The 22,969-nt window shown below is 54.8% G+C and carries 21 protein-coding genes and 2 pseudogenes; 7 read left to right on the forward strand and 16 right to left on the reverse strand.

What is annotated here, in order from left to right; translation table 11 throughout:
• Window positions 1-550: 550 nt before the first annotated feature.
• From M1D91_RS11345 to M1D91_RS11360, 4 genes are all read right to left on the reverse strand, one after another.
• Window positions 551-2,041: a carboxypeptidase M32 gene (locus tag M1D91_RS11345; RefSeq protein ID WP_437434065.1), complete on the reverse strand. Its 1,491-nt coding sequence runs from the start codon at window positions 2,039-2,041 to the stop codon at window positions 551-553.
• Window positions 2,042-2,238: 197 nt separating this feature from the next.
• Window positions 2,239-2,760 carry a phosphoribosyltransferase gene (locus M1D91_RS11350; RefSeq protein ID WP_437434064.1) on the reverse strand — a complete coding sequence of 174 codons (522 nt, stop codon included), beginning with the start codon at window positions 2,758-2,760 and terminating at the stop codon, window positions 2,239-2,241.
• 106 nt (window positions 2,761-2,866) lie between these two features.
• Window positions 2,867-3,838: a UV damage endonuclease UvsE gene (locus tag M1D91_RS11355; RefSeq protein ID WP_437434063.1), complete on the reverse strand. Its 972-nt coding sequence runs from the start codon at window positions 3,836-3,838 to the stop codon at window positions 2,867-2,869.
• 78 nt (window positions 3,839-3,916) lie between these two features.
• Window positions 3,917-5,215 carry an MFS transporter gene (locus M1D91_RS11360; RefSeq protein ID WP_437434062.1) on the reverse strand — a complete coding sequence of 433 codons (1,299 nt, stop codon included), beginning with the start codon at window positions 5,213-5,215 and terminating at the stop codon, window positions 3,917-3,919.
• Window positions 5,216-5,321: 106 nt separating this feature from the next.
• Between M1D91_RS11360 and M1D91_RS11365 the strand changes: the two genes are divergently transcribed.
• The 3 genes from M1D91_RS11365 (at window position 5,322) to bioD (ending at window position 8,390) form a co-directional block, all read left to right on the forward strand.
• Window positions 5,322-6,218, forward strand: coding sequence for a LysR family transcriptional regulator (locus tag M1D91_RS11365; RefSeq protein ID WP_437434061.1), 897 nt, complete (start codon window positions 5,322-5,324; stop codon window positions 6,216-6,218).
• Between the two features lie 130 nt (window positions 6,219-6,348).
• The gene (mlc, locus tag M1D91_RS11370; protein ID WP_437434060.1) at window positions 6,349-7,569 is read left to right on the forward strand and encodes a sugar metabolism global transcriptional regulator Mlc; all 1,221 of its coding nucleotides are present in this window, start codon (window positions 6,349-6,351) and stop codon (window positions 7,567-7,569) included.
• A gap of 125 nt (window positions 7,570-7,694) precedes the next feature.
• Window positions 7,695-8,390, forward strand: coding sequence for a dethiobiotin synthase (gene bioD / locus M1D91_RS11375; protein ID WP_437434059.1), 696 nt, complete (start codon window positions 7,695-7,697; stop codon window positions 8,388-8,390).
• Window positions 8,391-8,451: 61 nt separating this feature from the next.
• On the opposite strand, the pseudogene osmV reads toward bioD, so the two are convergent.
• The 10 genes and pseudogenes from osmV to M1D91_RS11425 all read right to left on the reverse strand — a co-directional run bounded on the left by osmV (window position 8,452) and on the right by M1D91_RS11425 (window position 18,175).
• Window positions 8,452-9,601: pseudogene (osmV, locus tag M1D91_RS11380) on the reverse strand (osmoprotectant ABC transporter ATP-binding protein OsmV).
• Window positions 9,601-10,248: an osmoprotectant ABC transporter permease OsmW gene (gene osmW / locus M1D91_RS11385; RefSeq protein WP_437434057.1), complete on the reverse strand. Its 648-nt coding sequence runs from the start codon at window positions 10,246-10,248 to the stop codon at window positions 9,601-9,603. The pseudogene osmV and the gene osmW overlap by 1 nt, the downstream one beginning before the upstream one ends.
• 9 nt (window positions 10,249-10,257) lie before the next feature.
• Window positions 10,258-11,160 carry an osmoprotectant ABC transporter substrate-binding protein OsmX gene (osmX, locus tag M1D91_RS11390; RefSeq protein WP_437434056.1) on the reverse strand — a complete coding sequence of 301 codons (903 nt, stop codon included), beginning with the start codon at window positions 11,158-11,160 and terminating at the stop codon, window positions 10,258-10,260.
• 22 nt (window positions 11,161-11,182) lie between these two features.
• Window positions 11,183-11,893 carry an osmoprotectant ABC transporter permease OsmY gene (gene osmY / locus M1D91_RS11395; protein WP_437434055.1) on the reverse strand — a complete coding sequence of 237 codons (711 nt, stop codon included), beginning with the start codon at window positions 11,891-11,893 and terminating at the stop codon, window positions 11,183-11,185.
• A 262-nt stretch (window positions 11,894-12,155) separates the two neighbouring features.
• On the reverse strand, window positions 12,156-12,770 hold the full coding sequence (dmsD, locus tag M1D91_RS11400; protein ID WP_437434054.1) for a Tat proofreading chaperone DmsD: 615 nt from the start codon (window positions 12,768-12,770) through the stop codon (window positions 12,156-12,158).
• Window positions 12,771-12,788: 18 nt separating this feature from the next.
• Complete coding sequence (locus M1D91_RS11405) at window positions 12,789-13,646, reverse strand: dimethyl sulfoxide reductase anchor subunit family protein (RefSeq protein WP_437434053.1); 858 nt, start codon at window positions 13,644-13,646, stop codon at window positions 12,789-12,791.
• 1 nt (window position 13,647) lies between these two features.
• Entirely contained in the window at window positions 13,648-14,265 is a 618-nt protein-coding gene (locus tag M1D91_RS11410) for a DMSO/selenate family reductase complex B subunit (RefSeq protein WP_437434052.1), read from the reverse strand.
• A 10-nt stretch (window positions 14,266-14,275) separates the two neighbouring features.
• Window positions 14,276-16,714: pseudogene (ynfE, locus tag M1D91_RS11415) on the reverse strand (selenate/tellurate reductase subunit YnfE).
• Between the two features lie 154 nt (window positions 16,715-16,868).
• Window positions 16,869-17,171 carry a DUF1161 domain-containing protein gene (locus M1D91_RS11420; protein WP_437434051.1) on the reverse strand — a complete coding sequence of 101 codons (303 nt, stop codon included), beginning with the start codon at window positions 17,169-17,171 and terminating at the stop codon, window positions 16,869-16,871.
• Window positions 17,172-17,284: 113 nt separating this feature from the next.
• Window positions 17,285-18,175, reverse strand: a complete 891-nt coding sequence (locus M1D91_RS11425; RefSeq protein WP_437434050.1) for a LysR substrate-binding domain-containing protein — start codon at window positions 18,173-18,175, stop codon at window positions 17,285-17,287.
• Window positions 18,176-18,295: 120 nt separating this feature from the next.
• Between M1D91_RS11425 and M1D91_RS11430 the strand changes: the two genes are divergently transcribed.
• Together M1D91_RS11430 and M1D91_RS11435 are read left to right on the forward strand one after the other, a co-directional pair.
• On the forward strand, window positions 18,296-18,925 hold the full coding sequence (locus tag M1D91_RS11430; RefSeq protein ID WP_437434074.1) for a LysE family translocator: 630 nt from the start codon (window positions 18,296-18,298) through the stop codon (window positions 18,923-18,925).
• Between the two features lie 88 nt (window positions 18,926-19,013).
• On the forward strand, window positions 19,014-19,712 hold the full coding sequence (locus tag M1D91_RS11435; RefSeq protein ID WP_437434073.1) for a YnfC family lipoprotein: 699 nt from the start codon (window positions 19,014-19,016) through the stop codon (window positions 19,710-19,712).
• A gap of 17 nt (window positions 19,713-19,729) precedes the next feature.
• Here the strand turns inward: M1D91_RS11435 and speG are convergent, their stop codons facing one another.
• Both speG and M1D91_RS11445 read right to left on the reverse strand, forming a co-directional pair.
• Window positions 19,730-20,290, reverse strand: coding sequence for a spermidine N1-acetyltransferase (speG, locus tag M1D91_RS11440; protein WP_437434049.1), 561 nt, complete (start codon window positions 20,288-20,290; stop codon window positions 19,730-19,732).
• A 61-nt stretch (window positions 20,291-20,351) separates the two neighbouring features.
• On the reverse strand, window positions 20,352-20,693 hold the full coding sequence (locus M1D91_RS11445) for a DUF1283 family protein (RefSeq protein ID WP_437434048.1): 342 nt from the start codon (window positions 20,691-20,693) through the stop codon (window positions 20,352-20,354).
• Window positions 20,694-20,839: 146 nt separating this feature from the next.
• On the opposite strand from M1D91_RS11445, the gene M1D91_RS11450 reads away from it, so the two are divergent.
• Entirely contained in the window at window positions 20,840-21,169 is a 330-nt protein-coding gene (locus tag M1D91_RS11450; RefSeq protein WP_437434047.1) for a YnfA family protein, read from the forward strand.
• Between the two features lie 323 nt (window positions 21,170-21,492).
• Entirely contained in the window at window positions 21,493-22,956 is a 1,464-nt protein-coding gene (locus tag M1D91_RS11455) for a mannitol dehydrogenase family protein (protein WP_437434046.1), read from the forward strand.
• Window positions 22,957-22,969: the final 13 nt, after the last annotated feature.

The raw sequence follows: 22,969 nt of genomic DNA on the forward strand, positions 1-22,969 counted from the left end.
GTAACCTTATGTACAAAGGCGAGGCCAGAGGAAGGCAGGGGTAGCAGAGAGGGGAACGCAGCAGGTTTCTCCGCCTCCAGCCCCCTTCATGCCGAGGAATCCCCACAAAATAATACGAGCACGGAAAGTTCCCTCGCCTCTTTGGGGAGAGGACCAGGGTGAGGGGAAACCTGCGGCGCTTGTGGTCATCCCGTTCACCTTATGTTCCTTGCTTTTCTGTCACGCCAGAATCCGGGAACGTGCCAGGGTGGTTCACCGCCGTCACCCTGGCGACCCGGGCTCCCGGTCAGGAAAATCGCCCCTTCGCGGTCCATGATGCTTATGTCGTCTGACTATCGGGTCGGGGACCCGCCTGGATCCTTGTAGGCTATCCCCTCCGCCCGCTTCCCTGCGGGCGGCCCCGGTCAGCCGTCAATGCCTCATCGATTTCCAGCCGGACCCAGTCATCGCGGTGACGGTTTTATTCTCATTTCGCCGTGATATCGCTGCAAAACGTCATAGTACTGGGGATTCCTCAGCCCTTCCCGGGAAGAGTGCAGGAGGCGCCCGCTTAGCCCAGATAGCGCGCGGTTAAATGATCGCGGAAATAATGGCTGTTCAGGGCTTCCCCGGTGGCCTGCTCAATCAGCTGTGTTGTGGAGAAGCGGCTGCCGTGCTGCCAGATATTCTGGCGCAGCCAGTCGAAAAGGGCGGAAAAATCGCCGCTGGCGATGGCATTATCCAGCCCCGGTAGTGCGGTTCTGGCGGCGCTGAACAGTTGCGCGGCATACATGGCGCCCAGAGTGTAAGAGGGAAAATAGCCAAAGCCGCCGTCGGTCCAGTGAATATCCTGCATACAACCGTTACGGTAGTTGCCTTCCGTGGACAGGCCCAGCCAGGCCTGCATTTTTTCATTCCACAAACCCGGAATGTCGTCCACTTCGATGTCGCCATCTATCAGCGCACGTTCAATTTCATAGCGCAGGATCACATGCGCCGGGTAACTGACTTCGTCGGCGTCCACCCTGATAAAGCCGGGTTTCACGCGCTGGTTCCACGCGATGAAGTTACCCTCCTCAAAGGCAGGCTGTGCGCCGAAACGCTGGACGATAGCGGGAAGCAGCCGCTTCAGGAATGGCTCACTGCGGCCCAGCTGCATTTCAAAAAAGAGGCTCTGGGATTCGTGGATTGCCGTTGAACGGGCAAGCGATACCGGCTGACCCCGCCACTGTTGCGGCAGGTTTTGCTCGTAACGGGCGTGCCCGGTTTCGTGAACCACCCCAAACAGGGCGCTGAGGAGTTCGTTTTCATCATAGCGGGTGGTAATGCGCACATCTTCCGGCACGCCGCCACAGAACGGATGGGCGCTGACGTCCAGTCGCCCGGCGTTAAAGTCAAAGCCCAGAAGGTTCATGGCTTCCAGCCCCAGTTCGCGCTGAGTGGCGGTCGGGAACGGGCCCTGCGGCGCGATCAGGTTTTCACGAGACTGCTTATCAACGACCTTTGCCAGCAGATCCGGCAGCCAGGATTTCAGGTCGGCAAAGAGCACGTCCAGACGGGCGCTGGTCATATCCGGCTCGTAGATGTCCAGAAGGGCATCGTAAGGCGAACAGCCTTTGGCTTGCGCCCGCAGGTGCGCTTCCTGGCGGCTCAGTTTCACCACCTCTTTCAGGTTGGCGCTAAAACCCACCCAGTCGTTTGCCGGTCGCTGGCTACGCCATGCATGTTCACACTGGCTGCCCGCCAGTGATTTGGCCTCGACAAGGCTTTCCGGCAGCAGTGCCGCCTGCTCATAATGACGGGTCATCTCGCGCAGGTTGGCTTGTTCCACGTCATTTAGATCTTCTGACAGGGCATTATGCAGCCACCCGGCGACGCGTTTGTCAGTGAGGATCTGGTGTTGTAACACGCCAAGTTCCGCAAGCGCCTCACCGCGCGCGGTGCTACCGCCGGGTGGCATCATGGTGAACATGTCCCATCCGGCGATGGCGGAGAGGTGGGAGAATTTGCTTAAACGACTGAATGTGCGGGTAAGGGAGAGATAGTTTTCATTGTTTTTCATGCGTACCAGCTTAGGTTTGAAAAGTGGAGTAAAGCGCGAGGCAAAAGAATAGCAAAAAAGTGCTGGCAGTTAACGCCGCTTCAGCCACCGACAAACCTGTCCGGAAAAGTGACCCGTTGCGCCAGCCTACTGCACAGCAGCTCGGTAGTGCGCAAATAAGCGCACCACCGAAAACGAATAAAAAGGTAGAGGCGGAGTCAGGGCTTTATCAGGCGGGCGATAAACGGCAGATTGCGATATTTTCCCTCCCAGGGCAAACCATAACCAATCAGCAAATCATCGTTTTCCATCTCCCGCGCATAATACTGTTTCACCGGAATAGCTACCCGCCCTGGTTTAACAAACAGCACGGCAACGGATAGCGAAGCCGGGGCGAAGTGTTCAGAGAGGTATTCCACCAGACGCTTCATGGTGCCGCCAGATTCAATAGCATCATCAATAATAATGACGTGCTTACCTTGTAGCGGAATGTTCTGGTGATAAACGATGTCAGACTGATTATCTCTGTCGCCGGGCGTGTGCGGGCAGGAGAGATAATCCATCTCTATATCGAATGTCAGTTGACGGGTCAGGTCGGCGGTGAACAGTGTTCCGCCAGGTACAACGGTAATCACCACGGCTTCGGTAAAATGTTGATTGAGGGCGGCGGCGACATCGCTCACACCGCGGGCGATGGCCTCTTGCGTCAGAATAATATCGCCGACCGGATTTGTGTTCATGCTCATTCCTGATAACGAGTGCGCTGAGAGGTTCAAAACTATCACAACCGAGCATCAAGGCAAGCTATTCCGGCGCAAATAAAGCATAAATGTGCATGATTAAACATTACTGAGCATCGCCTTTTGCTGAGGTGGCTTGCAGCCAGAGCGCGTCACGCGCCAGGTTTTTCATTTTGACTTCACACATGATGTCAAAATCTGTGAATGAGAGCGCCCAGTCATTGAGGGTCGGATTAAAGTAAAAATCAGAGTGGGCGCGCAGTTTTGTCTTTGGCACGCCGAGCGCTTGCTGATCGGGAAAACCGTGTTCAGGAATCAATCCTTCCTGTGAAATCGAGTAGTGCAGAACCGGACGCACGCCGCGCCAGGAGGCCATAATGCGGGCGATACGCGGATCGTCAGGCTGAATAAAGGCGTTCTCTTTCACCCAGTGATGGTGAATATCGAGCACGATCGGGCATAAATCCTGCGCCTGTAACACGTCATCCAGCGAGCAGGAGATCTCATCATTTTCAACCGTCAGCATACGCCTTGCTTCAGGGCTGAGGCTGCCAAAGGCGGTTTTAAATCCACTGAATCCCGCTTTGCCATTCATGTGAATATTGATTTTAAAATCCCCAAACGTCCTGCCATACCCCATCAGCGACGCACACAGTGCGTGGTATTCCACATCCTCCCGGGCACGTTCAACCACTAACGGATTCTCTGATGCCAGCACGGAATACTGACCAGGATGGAAGGAGAGACGGATCCCATTGGCCCGTGCACACTCGCCGCAGCGGCTGAAAAGCGGCAGCAGATCGGGCAACAGTTCCTGATAGAGTAAGGTGGCTTCCGGCACGGTATAAAGTGGCAGCAGGTCGCTTCCGATACGCATCATCCGAAGCGCCGGAGGCTGGCTGGCGAGCTGTTCGAAAGTCAGTAACAGGTGGCGGAGATTGGTGGTTGACAGCGTATGCAGTAGCCTGGCCCTGGTCTCACTGTCTGAACCCAAAAATCGCGTTCGGGTGGTTGATTTAAAAGGAAAAGGCTGTTTGAACTCCGCATCCAGAAACTTACACGCAAACCCTAATTTCATGTATCCCCCGTTTGATATACGCCACTGAGTGTAGCAGTTGCGCAGCAAAGGCTGGCTCAAACCGGGGGAGAGAGGCGGTTAGAGAGGCGGGGAAACCCCTGCCGCGGGTAACCTGCCATGAGGCGCCTTGCGCAAACGGCGGTGAAGGTGCCTGCCGACCAACAGTGCCACTACCAGCATCAACGCGATAAAGCCGCCGACGCCGTGCCAGCCGTAGTGATGCCAGAACACCCCGCCGAGCGTACCGGCGATACTTGAACCAAGGTAGTAGCTGAAAAGATAAAGGGAGGACGCCTGGCCTTTGGCACGTCGCGCGCGCGGGCCAATCCAGCTACTGGCGACCGAGTGTGAGGCGAAGAAACCCGCCGTAAACAGCAGCATACCGGCGAAAATGACCGCCAGCGACGAGGCCAGCGTTAACAGAACCCCGCTCAACATTATGGCTATTGAGCCTATCATCACCGGGCCGCGTCCATACTTTGCCGTCATTGCCCCGGCTTTCGGCGAGCTCCAGGTTCCGGTCAGATAGGCCAGCGATAACAGGCCGACAATCGCCTGACTGAGCATCCACGGCGCCGCCATCAGCCGGTAACCAATGTAGTTGAACAGGGTCACAAAGGATCCCATCAGCAGGAAACCTTCGAGGAATAAGAGAGGTAAACCACGATCACGCCAGTGGAGACGGAAATTGATCAACATCGTGCGTGGGCGCAGCGGAGTCGGGCGAAAGTGCCGAGATTCCGGGAGAATACGCCAGAACATCAGCGCCGAGGCGAGGGCGAAGCAGCCTATCGCCGCCAGCGCGACTCGCCAGTTAAAGAAATCGGTGAGGACGCCGCTCAGCAGACGGCCGCTCATCCCGCCTATCGAGTTGCCGCTGATATAAAGCCCCATTGAGAAGGCCACAAAACTCGGGTGGATCTCTTCACTCAGGTAGGTCATGCCGACGGCCGCCACGCCGCTCAGCGATAGCCCCAGCAGGGCGCGCATCAACAGAATACCGTGCCAGCTCGTCATCACGGTCGAGAGCAACGTACAGCAGGAGGCCAATAGCAGCGCCGTCACCATGACTTTTTTGCGTCCGATGGCGTCAGAAAGCGGGCCAGTGAAGAGCAGGCCGGTGGCCAGCATCGCCGTGGAAACCGACAATGATATGCTGCTGCTGGCAGGCGAAACGCCAAACTCTACCGAGAGCACCGGGAGAACGGGCTGCACGCAGTAGAGCAGGGCAAAGGTTGCAAGGCCGGCTGAAAAGAGGGCCAGGGTGACGCGCATAAACTGCGGCGTGCCACGTTTAATAAAAGGAGGCGGTGAAACGGGTAGGGTGTCGTCGACGGTTTGTGCAGGAAGCGCATCGACGGTAGATATACGGCTCACTTTTTGTCCTTACAGGTATCCCGACAAGACGGGGATAACGGTAAGGATATGAAAGAAGAAATATTCTGTCTAATATATTAATAATCTCAAATGATATGTTTAAAGTATGAATATCGAACTGCGTCATTTACGTTATTTCGTGGCGGTCGCCGAAGAGCTTCATTTTGGTCATGCAGCGGCACGCTTAAACATCTCGCAACCGCCGCTTAGCCAGCAGATTCAGATCCTGGAACAGCAGATTGGCGCACGACTTCTGGCCCGCACGAATCGCAGCGTGACCCTCACCCCGGCGGGACGTCAGTTTCTGGCTGACTGTCGGCAAATTCTGGGTCAGGTGGATGAGGCAGCGGCCCGGGCTGCACGTCTGCATCATGGGGAGACCGGCGAGTTACGCATAGGGTTTACCTCCTCTGCGCCCTTTATCAAAGCGGTCTCAGATACCCTCTCTACCTTTCGCCAGCGCTACCCGGATGTGCATATCCAGACGCGAGAAATTAACACCCGTGCGCAGTTTACCCCCCTGAACGAAGGTGAGCTGGATCTGGGTCTGATGCGCAATACGCAGCTGCCGGAGACGCTGGCCTGGGAGGTTATTCTGCGGGAACCCCTTCTGGCGATGATTCACCGGGATCATCCCCTGGCGATGAGGCCCGGCGTGTCACTGGTGGAGCTGGCACGAGAACCTTTTGTTTTTTTCGACCCTCACGTGGGGACCGGGCTTTATGACGATATTCTCGGGTTGTTGCGCCGCTACCAACTCACCCCAACCATCACGCAGGAGGTTGGAGAAGCGATGACCATTGTCGGACTGGTCGCCGCGGGTCTTGGGGTGTCGATTCTGCCTGCCTCATTTCGTCGGATTCAGCTCAATGAGATTCGCTGGGTTCCTATCCTGGAAGAGGATGCAATTTCTGAAATGTGGCTGGTATGGGCAAAACACCGTGAACAAGGAAATGCGGCACAGCGTTTCAAAGAAAAACTCATTTCTGCGGTGAATGGGTAAAAAACACACAGCAAGACCCTGTAAAATGTGCTGTAAATCACAAGGCTACGTAAATATTTGACGGCGACTCATGAAGTGTTTCACCATATCAAAAAGTTTATTTCGAGCTCAAAAATAAAGGGAGTCAGAGGTGGTTGCTGATAGTCAGCCTGGTCATATTGATCAAATTAAGCAAACCAACGCGGGGGCGGTATATCGCCTTATTGATCAGCTTGGCCCGGTGTCGCGCATCGATCTTTCACGTCTGGCTCAGTTAGCGCCGGCCAGTATTACCAAGATTGTGCGCGAAATGCTGGAAGCACATCTGGTTCAGGAGACTGAAATTCAGGAGCCGGGAAGCCGTGGTCGCCCGGCCGTCGGGTTGATGGTCGAAACTGAAGCCTGGCACTACCTTTCATTGCGCATCAGTCGCGGTGAAATTTTTCTCTCCCTGCGCGATCTCAGCAGTAAGCTGGTGGTTGAAGAACAGCTTGCGCTTGCTCCGGACGATGACACCCCTTTACTGCACCGTATTATCAATCACATTGATACGTTCTTCACCCGCCATACGCAAAGACTGGAAAGACTGACCGCTATCGCCATTACGCTGCCCGGTATTATTGATACCGAAAATGGCATCGTGCACCGGATGCCGTTTTACGAGGACGTGAAAGATATGCCTCTTGGGGAGGCGCTGGAAAAGCACACCGGCGTGCCAGTGTATGTGCAGCACGATATCAGTGCCTGGACGATGGCAGAGGCGCTGTTTGGCGCGTCACGCGGCGCGCGTGATGTGATTCAGGTGGTTATCGACCATAACGTGGGGGCGGGGGTCATCACCGATGGCCGTCTGCTGCATGCTGGTAGCAGCAGCCTGGTCGAGATTGGTCATACGCAGGTGGATCCCTATGGCAAGCGGTGTTACTGCGGTAACCACGGCTGCCTTGAAACTATCGCCAGCGTGGAAAGCGTACTTGAACTGGCACAGCTTCGCATGAGTCAGTCGATGAGTTCGATGCTGCATCAGCAGCCGCTGACGGTTGAGTCGCTGTGTGATGCCGCCCGTCAGGGTGATCTGTTGGCTAAAGATATCATTACCGGTGTTGGTGCTAACGTGGGGCGCATTCTCGCCATCATGGTGAATTTATTCAATCCGCAAAAAATCCTTATTGGTTCGCCGCTGAGCAAAGCCGCTGACATCCTTTTCCCCGCGATTGCTGACTGCATCCGGCAGCAGTCGCTTCCGGCATACAGCAAACACATTGCCGTTGAAAGCACGCAGTTCACTAACCAGGGCACAATGGCCGGGGCCGCGCTGGTAAAAGATGCGATGTATAACGGTTCACTCCTTATCCGTTTGTTACAGGGTTAACATTTTTTAACTGTCGTGACAAAGATTGCGCTATCTCAAGCCGGGCTACAGATGCCTGGCGTAGACTTCCGCCACTGAATCATTTTCCTGATGTATATTTTCGTAGCAAAACGGTGGAGTTAGCGATGCTTAAGCGTTTCTTTGTAACGGGTACTGATACCTCTGTCGGGAAGACAGTAGTGTCCCGCGCACTGCTTCAGGCGCTGGCGGCGAGTGGCAGAACCGTCGCGGGTTACAAGCCCGTCGCTAAAGGGAGTAAAGAGACACCGGAAGGCCTGCGTAATAAAGACGCTATGGTGCTGCAAAGCGTCTCCTCCATTGCGCTGCCTTACTCGGCGGTCAATCCCATTGCCCTGAGTGAGGATGAAAGCAGTGTGGCGCATAGTTTACCTATCAATTACAGCCTTCTCTCCAGTGGGCTTTCTCATCTGTGTGATAGCGTGGACCACGTGGTCGTTGAGGGCACCGGCGGCTGGCGTAGTCTGATGAACGATCTGCGGCCCCTTTCGGAATGGGTTGTGCAGGAACAGATGGCGGTGGTGATGGTGGTTGGCATCCAGGAAGGGTGTATTAACCATGCTTTATTAACCGCGCAGGCGATTGCCGGCGACGGACTGCCATTGATCGGCTGGGTGGCAAACCGCATTAATCCGGGTCTGGCGCACTATGCGGAAATCATTAATGTACTGAGCCGCAAGTTACCTGCGCCTCTGGTAGGTGAGTTACCCTATTTACCCCGCGCGGAACAACGAGATCTGGCGCACTATATTAATCTGCCGATGGCAAAAGGGATGCTGGTGGCGGAGCGCATTCTGGCGTAACCCACCGGGTTTGCCCTCCAGACAGTCCCTCTCCCTGCAACGAGGGACTGTCGGAAGCAGATTACACCTCGGTATGAATATTGAGCTCGCGGCGCGTGCGGCCTGAGCTTAAGTATTCTGCAATGTAATCCTGGGAAATTTCACCGTTATAACGCCCCCCTTCGTCGACAATCGGCATCCAGCTGGTGTTGCTCTCATATAAACGTGAAAGCACGATGCGCAGATTGTCTTCCGCCTTGCCGGTAATGCGGAACGGGTGGAGCAGATCAGCGCAAAAATTTTGCGCCCCACGAGCTTCACGACGCTTCACAAAACCTAAGGGTTTACCCTCACCATCCACCACCGTAATGGCGCGGACATCATTGTCATCCATCAGCGCGAAGGCTTCAGCGGCTGGGGTGGTTTCCCGTACGGTGAGCGTCGGTTGTTTATCCGTTACGTCACCTGCGCTGACCAACAGCAGCCGTTTGAGGGTGCGGTCCTGACCGACAAATGAGCCCACAAATTCATTCGCTGGCTTAGCTAACAGCTCATCGGGGCTTGCGCACTGGACAATCCGTCCCTGGCGGAACACCGCGATGCGATCGCCAAGCTTAAGCGCTTCGTCAATATCATGACTGACCAGCATCACGGTTTTCTTCAGGGCGCGTTGCATCTCCAGAAACTGGTTCTGAATCACTTCACGGTTGATCGGGTCGACGGCACCGAAAGGCTCATCCATCAGCAGAACCGGCGGATCCGCTGCCAGGGCGCGAATAACGCCGATGCGCTGCTGCTGACCGCCGGACATTTCACGTGGATAACGATGCAGGAACTTTTTCGAATCCAGCGCCACCATCTCCATCAACTCCTGCGCACGGCTTTTGCAACGGGCTTTGTCCCACCCCAGCATTCGCGGCACAACGGTAATGTTCTCCTCAATGGTCATATTGGGAAACAGACCTATCTGCTGAATCACATAACCAATGTTGCGACGCAGGGTGACAATATCCATCTCGCTGGTGTCTTTGTCGTTAATCAGAATCTTGCCGCTGCTTGGCATGATCAAGCGGTTGATCATCTTAAGCGTAGTGGTTTTACCGCAGCCGGACGGCCCCAGCAGAACACACATTTCGCCTTCCGGCACGTTAAGGTTGACGTTGTCGACCGCTTTCATTGTCTGGCCGTTTTTTTTGCTGAAATTGCTTGGTCAGATTTTCCAGTTTTATCATTATCGAATCCCCTTCGGTGTCAGAACCACCTGTAAACGGTGCAGGAGCCAGTCAAGTACGATGGCCAGCAAACAGATCATCAGCGCACCGGCAATTAACATACGAATATCACTGCCGCCGATGCCATTGAGTAACAGCAGCCCAAGGCCGCCCGCGCCAATAACCGCGGCGATCGCCATCACGCCGATATTCATTACTACCGCGGTACGAATGCCGCCAAAAATTACCGGTAGCGCCATTGGAATTTCCACCCAGCGCAGGCGTTGCCAGAAGGTCATGCCGATCCCGCGTCCGGCTTCCCTGAGGCCTGGCGGCAGGCTGTCGAGGGCGGTATGGGTATTACGCACAATCGGCAGCAACGAGTAGAGGAACACAGCGGTGATGGCGGGCAGGGCACCAATCCCCTGGCCGACCAGAGAAAAGAGCGGGATCATCAGGCCAAACAGCGCGATAGAGGGAATGGTCAGCACCAGCGTGGCCAGTCCAAGCACCGGCGTGGCCAGCCATTTATGGCGCACAATCAAAATCCCCAATGGCACGCCCGTTACAATTGCCAGTCCTACGGCCAGCAGTACCAGCCACAGGTGCTGGAAGGTCAGGCTCGCCAGATAGCTCCAGTTGTCCATCATGTAGTGGATCGTATCCATGAATTCTCCTTACAGCAGTTTCTTATCGCGCAGAAAATCTCGCGCCACCTGCTGCGGCGTTTGATGGTCGATGTCGACTTTTGCGTTGAGGTTAATAATGACGTCGTTGTTGAGCTGGCTGGAGAGCGTATTGAGCGCCTCTTCAAGACCCGGGTTGGCCTCAAGCGTATCCTTACGCACTACCGGCGTAACGGCGTAGCTGGGGAAGAAACCTTTATCGTCTTCCAGCACTTTCAGGTCGAAACCTTTAATGCGTCCGTCGGTGGTATAGATAAGCCCGGCATCAACAAAACCATCCCGCACGGCGTTATACACAAGGCCGGGGTCCATCTGACGAATTTGCGGCCGGTCCAGCTCCAGGTTGTAAGCCTGCTGTAACGGCTTCATGCCGTCACTGCGCCCGGAGAACTCCAGATCCAGCCCCAGCATCCAGTTCTTTTTCGGGTCGGTCTGGCGAATGTGTTCAATTTTCGCCACCAGCTCGGACATGGTGTTGATGTGCTCTTCTTCTGCACGTTTGCGCTGCATGGCGAAAGCGTAGGTGTTGTTCATGTCTGCCGGTTTAAGCCACACCAGACCATGTTTGGCGTCAAGACGTTTAACCGTTTCATAGGACTGCTCAGGAGTCATGCGCTCTTTGATGTGGTTGAAAATAATCAGGGAGGTGCCGGTGTATTCCCATGTCATATCAACCTGTTTGTTGATCATGGCATTCCGTGAGATGACCGTGGCGATATTGGTTTGCGGCTGCACCTGGAAGCCCTTTTTTTGCAGATATTGCACCGTCATGGCCGACAATATGTGCTGCTCGGTAAAACTTTTTGTCGCCAGAATCAGCGGGGCTGCCTGCGCGCTCGCGCTAACGACGAGGGCGGCCGTCATCAGACCCACCAGGCGGGAAAATAGGACCATGATTGTCTCCTTATTATTGTTATCAGGCCGTGTGCGGGCTCAGGAAGCGGCCCAGCGCCGCCAGTAGCGTGTCGAGAATAAGCGCAAATAGCGCGGTGGCTGCGGCACCGAGGATTAATGTCGGGAAATCATTGAGGTAAATACCAGGGAAAATCAGTTCGCCGTAGCTGCTGGCACCGATCAGAAACGCCAGCGGCGCGGTGCCCACGTTGATAGCCGTGGCGATGCGTACACCGGAGAGGATAACCGGCAGCGCGTTTGGCAGTTCCACCTGGCGCAGACGCTGCCATTTGGTCATGCCAATGCCATTGGCCGCCTCAAGCAGCGATGCGGGAACAGAGCACAGCCCGGCATAGGTGTTACGAACAATGGGCAATAAGGAGGCGAGGAAGAGGGCAATGATAGCCGGTGTATCTCCAATACCAATGACCACCATCGCCAGAGCCAGGACTGCCAGCGGGGGAAGGGTATTGCCTACGTTAAAAATTTGCATTACGTATTCAGCCACGCCGCGCGCAGCAGGGCGACTTAACCCAATACCACTGGGAATACCTATGAGTAGGGCAAAGAACATTGAGCTGAACACCAGAATCAGGTGCTGTTGCCCGAGATAGAGTAAATCAACCTGGCGGGCTTTGACTGTCTCCAGCCCTATACCCCATACCAGAAGTGCCAGTACGACGGCGATCCCCACGATGAAAAGCAGAGCGCGCGTGAGTGCGGATGTGTGCATTGCAGTGTGTCTCCCTGAGTGCATGCGTTATTGCAACGACCCGTTGCCTGTTGTTATGCCATGTGCGGCAGGGTCTCTTTGCTATAGCAAGCGGTTGGGAAGGATTCCAGTTTTGGTGATGCCTTTTAAGATCCGGATTTTGCTGATGATTTCGTGAATGCCAGTAAGCGTAACGGCTGGCGCGGAGGGCGAGAATTGTCTTAAAAAAAAGGGCTGAAAGTGACACTGTCACGCACAGCCCTTTTATGCCTCTTAAATAGTCTCAGCGGTAAAGGGTTTTATGAGCAACCGGCTCACTAAGCTTTGATTGCCAGTCGGCCAGCGTTTTTTGAGCCAGTATCCCCAGTGATTGCCAGAAGGGATGGTGCGCTTCCTGCACAAAAACCTCCAGAAAGCGCTCCGACCAGGGCAGAATATGCCAGGCGAGGAGTTCATTACAGGCGTGCTCATTCTGGTTTTCTGCAAGCCAGGCGGCCAGCATCAGCAGTGTGCCAAAATGATCCTCCGGTACGTTCTCCTGCGTCTCCCATACGATATGGTTGTCCCGCATCCACTGGCGTAAAGCCAGTGTGGAGTCGCCGAACAGCACGCTCTCTTTATCCAGCCAGACAGATCCCCACGGTGGGGCGGGCAACGCCCAGGGGCCAATAAACAACCGCTGCCAGGCCGCTTCAACTGGCTCATCGGTCTGTCGCATAAAGGCCTGGGCAAGCGGCGTCAGGCTTTCCTCTGCCAGCGGCCACTGCGACTGCCAGTCACCACTAAGAAAGGCATCAACCACCGGCTTAATCTGCGGATTATCGGGCGGTAGCGTAAACAGTGCGCCAAGAATTCTGGCGCTGAATGCGAAATCATCGCCATACAACGTCTCTGACATGCACACTCCTGAAAATCATTAACCGGCAACGGCCATGCCGACTGTCATATGCAGGCCATAAAACAGCCCGCGGCCTATCAGTTCACCCGCCACCACCAGCGCAACCCCGGCGACCAGAGCCGGCGCGCGTGGCTGCCTGCGCATCACCAGCGGGCACAGCCAGCATCCCAGACCCGCGACCAGCAGCACCATCCGCCATACCTGCAGGCTGCCATACGATGGTACCAGTGCATTCGCCTGCACTACCGAACTGTGCACGGCGGCAAGGCTCATGCCCTGCAGCATCACCAGCGCCAGGCTTGCCAGCAGGGCTGCGACGCTCAGGGAGGCGAAGGTTCCACCGTTAAAGGGTGTGCCTGCCAGGCGCAGCAGCAACGCCGCCAGCAGCGGACCACCGAGCAACATCGTCAGGAAAAAACCGGCGGTGGTATAGGCAGTGTGCCAGGTGGGCACGGTCTCAATCTGGTAAACGCGAGTCATCGCCCAGACGAACACGACTCCCAGGATCATGCTGACACTCAGCCAGATCTTACCGAGGGTGGCAGGCATTTTGCCCGTCATTGCCACCAGCCACCAGAAACCGCCGATCGCAAAAAAGAGCGACCCCGCCGCAATCTCATTGCTCAGCGCCGACGCGCCAATGCGGTTAAGGGAGTTGAAGGCGCGCAGCGGTGAACCCAGGTGCATCATCGAGGCGATAAACCCGATGCCCATCAGCAGCCAGAGAAAAAACATACTGCGGGTAATGCGCTGCTGACTGACGGCGTCATCTCTGGCGGCCATCCAGGCGAGGCCCATCACAATTAACCCACCCGCCACGCACTGCCCCAGCACGGTAAATAACACCAACGGCCATTCATGCCATCCATTTCCCATCTCACACCTCCCGCGGGTTTGCCAGATAGCCGGTAGTGTCCCCGGTCGGGCGGCTGCTGGCGTTAGGTTTAATCACTATGCACGGTTTTGTGAAACGTGCAGCAGGCAGTGGCGCAACGGCCGACAGCTCCCCATGTTTTTTACGCAGCTCGTCGATGGGGCCAAAATCCAGGGCACGCAGCGGGCAGGATTCGACGCAGATCGGCTTGTGCCCGTCAGCCACGCGGCTGTAGCAACCATCGCATTTGGTCATGTGACCGCGTGCAGCGTTGTACTGGGGGGCTCCGTAGGGGCATGCCATGTGGCAGTAACGACAGCCAATGCAGATGGTTTCGTCCACCACCACAAAGCCATCCTCACGCTTGTGCATTGCGCCACTGGGGCAGACTTTGGTGCAGGCCGGATCTTCGCAGTGGTTGCAGGCAATTGAGAGATAGTAGGCAAAAACGTTCTGATGCCAGGCACCGTTATCTTCCTGCCATTCGCCACCTGCGTATTCATAAATACGGCGGAAGCTGACCTCCGGGGGCAGGTCTTTGTAATCCTTACACGCCAGCTCGCAGGTTTTGCAGCCGGTGCAGCGGGCGGAATCAATAAAAAATCCGTATTGGGTTGTCATCGGCTACTCCTTAAACCTTCTCAATTTCAACCAGATTGGTGTGCTGCGGGTTGCCTTTTGCCAGCGGTGACGGGCGTTGCGTGGTCAGGGTGTTCATACAGCCACCGTGGTCAATGCGATCTCCGGTCATATTGGCATCGTGCCAGGCGCCCTGGCCCATGGCGCTCACGCCGGGCATGATGCGTGGCGTGACCTTCGCGGCCAGACGTACTTCACCGCGTCCGTTAAACACTCGCACCTTGTCGCCATCGGCGATCCCACGCTTTTGCGCATCAATCGGATTGAGCCACACTTCCTGGCGACAAGCCGCTTCGAGCACGTCGATGTTGCCGTAACTGGAGTGGGTACGTGATTTATAGTGAAAACCATACATCTGCAGGGGGTAAGTGCTGCGCGCCGGGTCATCCCAGCCTTCGAAGGTGGAGGCATAAACCGGGAGGGCGCTTATCACTTCATCCTTTTGCAGCTCCCACGTACTGGCTATTTTCGCCAGACGGCTGGAGTAAATTTCGATTTTACCGGAGGGCGTTTTCAGCGGGTTGGCCACAGGATCATCGCGAAATTTTTTATAGGCCACAAAGTGCCCGTTGGGGTCTTTGCGCTTGTAGATGCCCATTTTTTTAAGTTCGTCGTAAGAGGGCAACTGCGGATCTTTTTCCTTCATCCTGGCGTACAGATACTGTAACCACTGCTCCTGGGTGCGGCCTTCGGTGAATTTCTGGTAAATATCCGGCCCGAGGCGGCGGGCAATTTCGCTGGTTATCCAGTAAATCGGTTTGCGCTCAAATTTTGGCGTGGTGACGGGTTGCAGGAAAATCAGGTAGCCCATGTTGCCGGCATAATCGTTAGGAATGATATCTTCCTGCTCAACGGTCATCAGGTCCGGCAGCAGGATATCGGCGTATTTTGCCGAGGAGGTCATAAAGTTCTCAATGACCACAATCATTTCGCATTGGGTGTCGTCCTGCAAAATGTCATGGGTGCGGTTGATATCCCCGTGCTGATTGGTAATGGTGTTGCCCGCGTAGTTCCAGATGAACTTCACCGGCACGTCGAGTTTATCTTTCCCCTGTACGCCATCGCGCAGGGCGGTCATTTCCGGGCCGCGGGCAATGGCATCGGTCCAGGTGAAGCAGGAAATTTTGGTTTTGACCGGATTTTCCGGCATCGGCATGCGTTCGATGGTAATGGTGTAAGTTGACTCGCGCGCGCCGCTGTTGCCGCCGTTAATGCCTACGTTGCCCGTCAGGATTGGCAGCATAGCAATAGCTCGGGCGGTCTGTTCACCGTTCGCCTGGCGTTGCGGTCCCCAGCCCTGGCAGATGTAGGCCGGTCTGGCGGTGCCAATTTCACGCGCCAGTTTAACAATGCGATCGGCCGGAATGCCGGTTATCGCCGAGGCCCACTGCGGCGTTTTGGCGATGCCATCAGCGCCCTGGCCCAGAATATAGGCTTTATAGTGGCCGTTAGCCGGTGCATCAGCGGGCAGGGTTTTCTCGTCATAACCTACGCAGTAGTTGTCGAGGAAGGGCTGATCGACCAGATTTTCACTAATCAACACCCAGGCGAGCCCGGCCACCAGGGCTGCATCGGTGCCGGGGCGAATGGGGATCCACTCATCTTCACGTCCGGCGGCGGTGTCGGTATAACGCGGGTCAATAACGATCATGCGCGCGTTGGAACGTTCACGTGCCTGTTCGAGGAAATAGGTAATACCGCCGCCGCTCATACGGGTTTCTGCGGGGTTGTTGCCAAACATCACGACCAGTTTACTGTTTTCGATATCAGAGGTGCTGTTGCCTTCGTTTGAACCATAGGTGTAGGGCATGGCGTAGGCAATCTGGGCGGTACTGTAAGTGCCGTACTGGCCGAGGAAACCACCGTAAAGGCTCATCAGGCGCGCAATGATCGAGGCGGAAGGGGAAGAACGGGTAATATTGCCCCCGACGATACCGGAGGAGTAATTAATGTAGACCGCCTCATTGCCGTATTTCGCCACCGTGTTTTTGAGGCTGGTGGCTATAGTGTCAAGGGCTTCATCCCACGTGATGCGCTCGAATTTCCCCTCGCCGCGTTTGCCTACCCGTTTCATTGGGTAATTGAGGCGATCCGGGTGATTGATACGGCGGCGAATAGATCGACCGCGCAGGCAGGCACGGACCTGGTGATCTCCGTAGATATCCTCTCCGGTATTGTCCGTTTCCACCCAGGTGACGCTGTCATCACTCACGTGAAAGCGGAGTGCACAGCGGCTACCGCAGTTAACCTAACAGGCTCCCCAGACCACAGTATCGTCGGCTGTATGCATCGCTTGTTGTACTGCCGCTGCCGCTGAACGCATGCCAAAGGGGAGGGAAAAACTGCTCGCGGCCAGCGCAAGCGAACCCAGCGCGGTACTCTTGACGAGCGTTCGCCGACTGATGCCAGCGTGGTGTTCATCGTGGGACATAGCTCACTCCACTATAAGTAATATCAAAAAGTAATAACTCACCGGAACTACTATTTGGCTAATTATGGCTTTATGCTACTTATTCGGGAGTAGTCAAATATTAATGGGGATCAATAAGAAGCAGATTCCCCATTATTTTTTGAAATTAATTCAATTATTGTGACGCTGGTTGGGCGGTGTCAGATTGTGATATTTCGCCGCTTTGGGTTTGATTATTTCCGCTACGCGTATAGAGGATCTTCCAGCCATCATTCGCACAGTGCCCGACTACCTGCGCATCGGAAGCGCTGCTCTGATCGTTAGGTTCTACGGTCAGCGTGAACCCGGATTCAGGAACGCCATTGTTGATAATCTTTTGTTGTATATCATTTTTTACCCGCTCGCAGGAGTCCGGCGCTGCGAAGGCCGAAGCGGACAGCGTGAACATAACGGCACCTAACCAGAGAGAATGTTTCATATCAAACTCCTTATTTTGTCTGCCAGCCACAAGCGTAGCAGGTGTTAAGTAAGGTTAAGGTAAAACTCAGACGAATAGCGATCGCAGGCGTTGCTGCTTTAATTCGCTATAGATCATTCTATATAACGAGGGGCGTTCTGACATAAAAACCGGGCGAGTTTGTCGATATTATTTTGCCGCTTCGAATCCGCCGGCCAGACCAGATAATAGCCATCACCCGTTTTGATCTTTTCGGGAAAAGGAATGACCAGCAAGTGCTGCTCCCGCACGGTCTGGCTTAACAACAGATCGCCAATCGCCACACCGTGGCCCCCCATTGCCGCCATCATGCCCTGCTCAAGCGTGTCAAATACCTTGCCGCCGGTCAGGTTCAGGCCGGGGAATAACCCCGTTCCGGCCAGCCAGCGTCGCCAGTCGCGTCGATCGCGTGAAGGGTGAATCAATTCGCAACCGGCAAGGTTTTCCCGGGCCTTTTCCAGCAAGGCGGGCGCGCAGATAGGCACCAGCCATTCATCAAACAAATGCAGACTGCGGGTGCCTGGCCCAAACTGACCACTGCCTAACAGAATGGCGCAATCAAAGGCCTCTTTGGTGAAGTCAACGTTGTCGACGTCCATCCATACGCTGGAGATATTAATTTCAGGGGTGGTGTATTGCTCATTAAACCGCGCCATTACGTCAAGAAGCCAGCGCATGGTCAGGGTTGAGGGCGCTTTTAAGCGAAGCTGCTGATGGTGGCTTCGCATGTGATGGCAAGCCGCTTCGAGTAGCGAAAAGCCCTGCTGTAAATCACTTGCCAGCATATTACCGGCGTCGGTAAGACTGACTTTCGGGCCGTTTCGCGTAAACAACTGACAGTCAAACCAGGCTTCAAGCGTACGAACATGACGGCTAACCGCCCCCGCTGTTACATTGAGTAATTCTGCAGCCTGGCTGAACGAGCCGTATTGCGCGGCAACGGAAAAGGCCCGCAGTGCGTAAAGGTGAGGAAGGTTTTTTATCATTATAAAAATCCAATATTGAGTTTTAATCACAATTGAAATCAGTTTAACTCGTTTTTCTGGCCGCCGGGGTTTTTTCATACTTACCGTACGAGAACTTCACTGGAACCCCTTATGCACACCCTGAATGTTGCGCTCCTCGGCGCCTATGTTTTGTCGATACTGACCCTTTTACTCACTCCTGGCCCGGTGGTATTGCTGGTGACGGGCACGGCAGCCGTGTCAGGGTATGGACGGGCTTTTCTGACATCGCTTGGAACAAACCTCGCCTCGCTGGTGCTGATTGCCGCCGCCATGCTGATGTTAAGCGGTGTTGTCACGCTACATGCTGGTTTTCTTAGTGTGTTAGGGATGGCAGGCTCGCTGTTTATCGGCTGGAGCGCCATCCGCACGCTCAGGCATCCAGACACCGGCGGTGGGGAAGCGCCTTCTGCCGATGCCGTATCGGGCGGATTTCTAAGGGGGTTTGTCACCGGTGTCGCGAACCCAAAAGACATTCTGTTTTTTGTGTCGTTTTTTCCCCAGTTTATGGGGATCAGTCGCGATTTTACCACCAGCATTATTACCCTCTCGCTGGTCTGGATCCTGTTTGATTTCGTGGTGTTAACCGGTTATATCCTCGCCGTAAAACGCTTTCTCACCAGCGGGCAGGGCAGACGCTATTCCGCAGGCTCCGCCCTGGTTTTACTGCTGATTGCCGCAGGAGGGGTAGTCTGGAATCTGGGCGGGCTACGCGACATTCTTTTCATGTGAAGGAAATTGTCATTGCCAGAGACGTTAGAGGTTTTGCTAATATAAGCGCAACGTATCGCAAATTCTGGTGAACCTATTGAAGAACAAAATGATACTCATCGCGCTTATCGCTCTGACGGCGGGGTGTGATGACAAGAAGGGACCTGTATCCTATACGCCGGAGATGGCGAGTTTTTCGAACGAATTCGATTTCGATCCGCTGCGCGGGCCAGTGAAAGACTTCAGTCAGACGCTGCTTAATGAAAAGGGAGAAGTGTCCAAACGCGTCAGCGGCACGCTCTCTAAAGAGGGATGTTTCGATACCCTCGAACTGCATGATGTGGAAAACAACACGGGCGTTGAACTGGTGCTGAACGCCAACTATTACATTGATGCTGAAACGCAGGAAAAGCGTCTGCGTTTGCAGGGAAAATGCCAGCTGGCTGAGTATCCCAGCGCCGGGCTGACCTGGGACACGGACGATCGCGGTTTCATTTCGGTCGCACGAGGCAAGGACGTTGAGGTGACCTATCGTTATGACAGCGAGGGCTACCCGCTTGGCAAATCCACGCTCTCGAAAGAGGCACACCTCTCCGTGGCATCCACACCTTCACGGGATGCGCGTAAAAAACTGGATTACACGGCAGTCAGCGTGCTCAACGACAAACCGCTAAGCAATGTGAAGCAAACCTGTGACTATGACAGCCACGATAACCCGGTCGCCTGCCAGCTGGTTATTATTGATGAAAGCGTTACCCCTGCCGTAGAACACAAGTACAGCATTAAAAATACTATCAAATACTATTAACCTGACATCCCACCGCCTTACTGGGCGGTGGGCTTGAGTAAGGTGGTGCCCGTCGGCTTGTGGTCGGCCAGATACTGATGCTGGAAAATACACATCCGAATGGTGTTACGGTATTCACCATTAATAAAGAACTCATGAATTAACTCTCCCTCCACCATAAAACCCAGTTTGCGGTAGATATGGACAGCCTTTTCATTTTCCTTGTCGACAATCAGATAGAGCTTGTAGAGGTTAAGCACCATAAAGCCGTAGTCCATCGCAAGTTTCGCTGCTCTGGACGCCAGCCCTTTACCCTGAAAGTCCGGCGAAATGATAATCTGAAATTCCGCACGGCGATGGACATGGTTTATTTCAACCAGTTCAACCAGGCCGGCTTTTTCATCATCACACTCAATAACAAAGCGGCGTTCACTCTGGTCATGAATATGTTTGTCATAGAGGTCAGAAAGCTCCACAAAGGCTTCGTAAGGCTCTTCAAACCAGTAACGCATGACGCTCGCATTATTATCAAGCTGGTGGACAAAGCGGAGATCTTCGCGCTCAAGCGGACGAAGTTTGACCTGTCTGGTGTCGGTCATGAGGAAATCCTTTTGCTGAAACGGGAGGAAGGGCGCCGCAAAGCGCCCTGAAATGCAGAAATTACGGGGTTATCTGGCGACCGGTGCGACGATCAAGGCAGCGCAGGGTATTGGGTTCCCAGTAGGCGTTAACGTTGGCGCTTTTATGGCAGTTATCCTGCGCATCGAAGGCGACATCGGTTTTGTCCCACTCTTTTTCAACGCGTTTGTTCACCTTATGGCGCAACGAACGGGTATCATCCCATTGCTCTTTTTCCATTGCCGCTTGCTGGCGGGACTGCGCGCTGTCGCCGGATTCAATGATCAGTTTGTCCGTCTTCGCGGTGGCACTGGCCGTGTACAAAATTGCACCCAGCGTCAGCATCGCCGTCAGGCAAAGGCGTTTGCTCAGTGTGATGTTCATGATGGTTTCCTTCATTAAGAGTGACGCAACATCCCTACATCAAGTGTACTTGATTCGCCCGATCGAGGGTAGCCGCCGGGAAGTCCCATTATTAGTGGCTTTTCCGTTAAGATAGTTCAGTCAAGGCTTATTGAAAAATACTGGAAATGCTAAAAACGACGCTGCTTTTTTTCCTGACCGCATTGTGCGAAATCCTGGGCTGTTTCCTTCCCTGGCTGTGGCTTAAACGCGGAGCCACACCGCTCCTGCTACTACCTGCCGCCGTCGCGCTGGTGCTTTTTGTCTGGCTGTTAACCCTTCATCCTGCCGCCAGCGGGCGGGTGTATGCGGCCTACGGCGGCGTCTATGTCTGCACCGCGCTGCTCTGGTTGCGGGTGGTGGACGGAGTAAAACTCAGTCTGTATGACTGGCTGGGTGCCGCTGTCGCGTTGTGCGGCATGTTAATTATTGTCGCGGGCTGGGGACGCGCTGACTGAGTCGACAAAATATGTGAGCTGAGGCGCTCTTTTTAGATGTTATACTTGTATGGTAGTTATCCTGATGCGTAAAGTCACCGCAACAGGAGCCGTCATGCAACCACTGATATGACGCGTAAACAACAGGTTATTGTTGATATACGCGTCACCATCACGCCTGCGGAGTGATTCTTCCTTTTGACATGCCCTGTGGGAAACTGACACCGCTCTTCTTGTATGGTAGTTGACCTGAATCAAAGATGTCATACCAATTTGGTGGGATGGTAGACACGATAACTGCCTCAGACGTAACAAAACTCATAAAACACGAACAGAGTGACTCCATGGAAAACAGACTGTTAACAGCAAATGCCACGTTACCCTCATACGATCGTAGCAAACTCGTTCCCCGCATCGTGCATCTGGGCTTCGGCGCGTTTCACCGCGCGCATCAGTCCGTTTATGCCGATATTCTGGCCTCAGAACATGGCAGCGACTGGGGCTATTGCGAAGTCAACCTGATAGGGGGTGAGCAGCAAATCGCTGACCTGAAAATGCAGGATAACCTCTATACCGTAGCGGAGATGTCCGCTGACGCATGGACGGCACGTGTCGTTGGCGTGGCAACGCGTGCGCTTCATGCGAAGGTTGATGGTCTGGAAAGCGTGCTGGCGGCGATGTGCGAACCTCAGGTTGCTATTGTTTCTCTGACCATCACTGAAAAAGGCTACGGTCACTCACCGGCAACCGGTAAGCTGGTGCCTGAAACGCCTTTTATCGCGGCTGATTTGCAAAACCCTCATCAGCCTGAATCCGCGCCAGGGGTCATCGTCGAAGCGCTGGCACGGCGCAAAGCCGCCGGGCTTGCACCTTTCACCGTCATGTCATGCGACAATATGCCGGAAAACGGCCATGTCACCCGCAACGTCATCTGCGCGTTTGCCCGTGCCGTGAATGGTGAGCTGGCTGACTGGATCGAGGCGAACGTGACCTTCCCGTCAACCATGGTGGATCGTATCGTGCCTGCCGTGACGGCCGATACGCTCGATAAAATTGAACAGCTAACCGGCGTGCGTGACCCGGCAGGGGTTGCCTGCGAGCCATTCCGCCAGTGGGTGATTGAGGACAACTTTGTTGCTGGTCGCCCGGCGTGGGAAAAAGCCGGTGCGGAGCTGGTCGCGGACGTGGTGCCATTCGAAGAGATGAAACTGCGGATGCTTAACGGCAGCCACTCTTTCCTCGCCTATCTGGGCTATCTTGCTGGCTATCAACATATCAACGAGTGCATGGAAGATGATAACTATCGCCGTGCAGCGCATACGCTGATGCTGGCGGAGCAGGCGCCCACGTTGAAAGTGAAGGGCGTGGATCTGGCACACTATGCCGACCTGCTGATCGCCCGTTACAGTAACACCGCGCTGCGTCACCGCACCTGGCAGATTGCTATGGACGGTAGCCAGAAATTGCCGCAGCGTATGCTTGACTCCGTGCGCTGGCATCTGGTCCATCAGCATGAGTTCCGTCTGCTGGCGCTGGGTATTGCAGGCTGGATGCGCTACGTAGGCGGTGTGGATGAGCAGGGGCAAGCCATTGACGTAAGCGACCCGCTGCTCGCGGTTATTCAGCAAGCGGTTAAGGGCAGTGCTGACGGTGAAGCGCGAGTGAAGGCGTTATTAGGCATTGAGGCGATTTTTGGTAATGAGTTACCGCGGGAGGCAACCTTTGTCGACGCGATACTGACGGCCTATCAGGGGCTACTGGCTAAAGGGGCGAAAGCCACGGTTGCGGAGTATATTGCCAGCTACTGAGGCATAAATGCCG

This window comes from Enterobacter sp. SA197 (genome assembly GCF_054131575.1).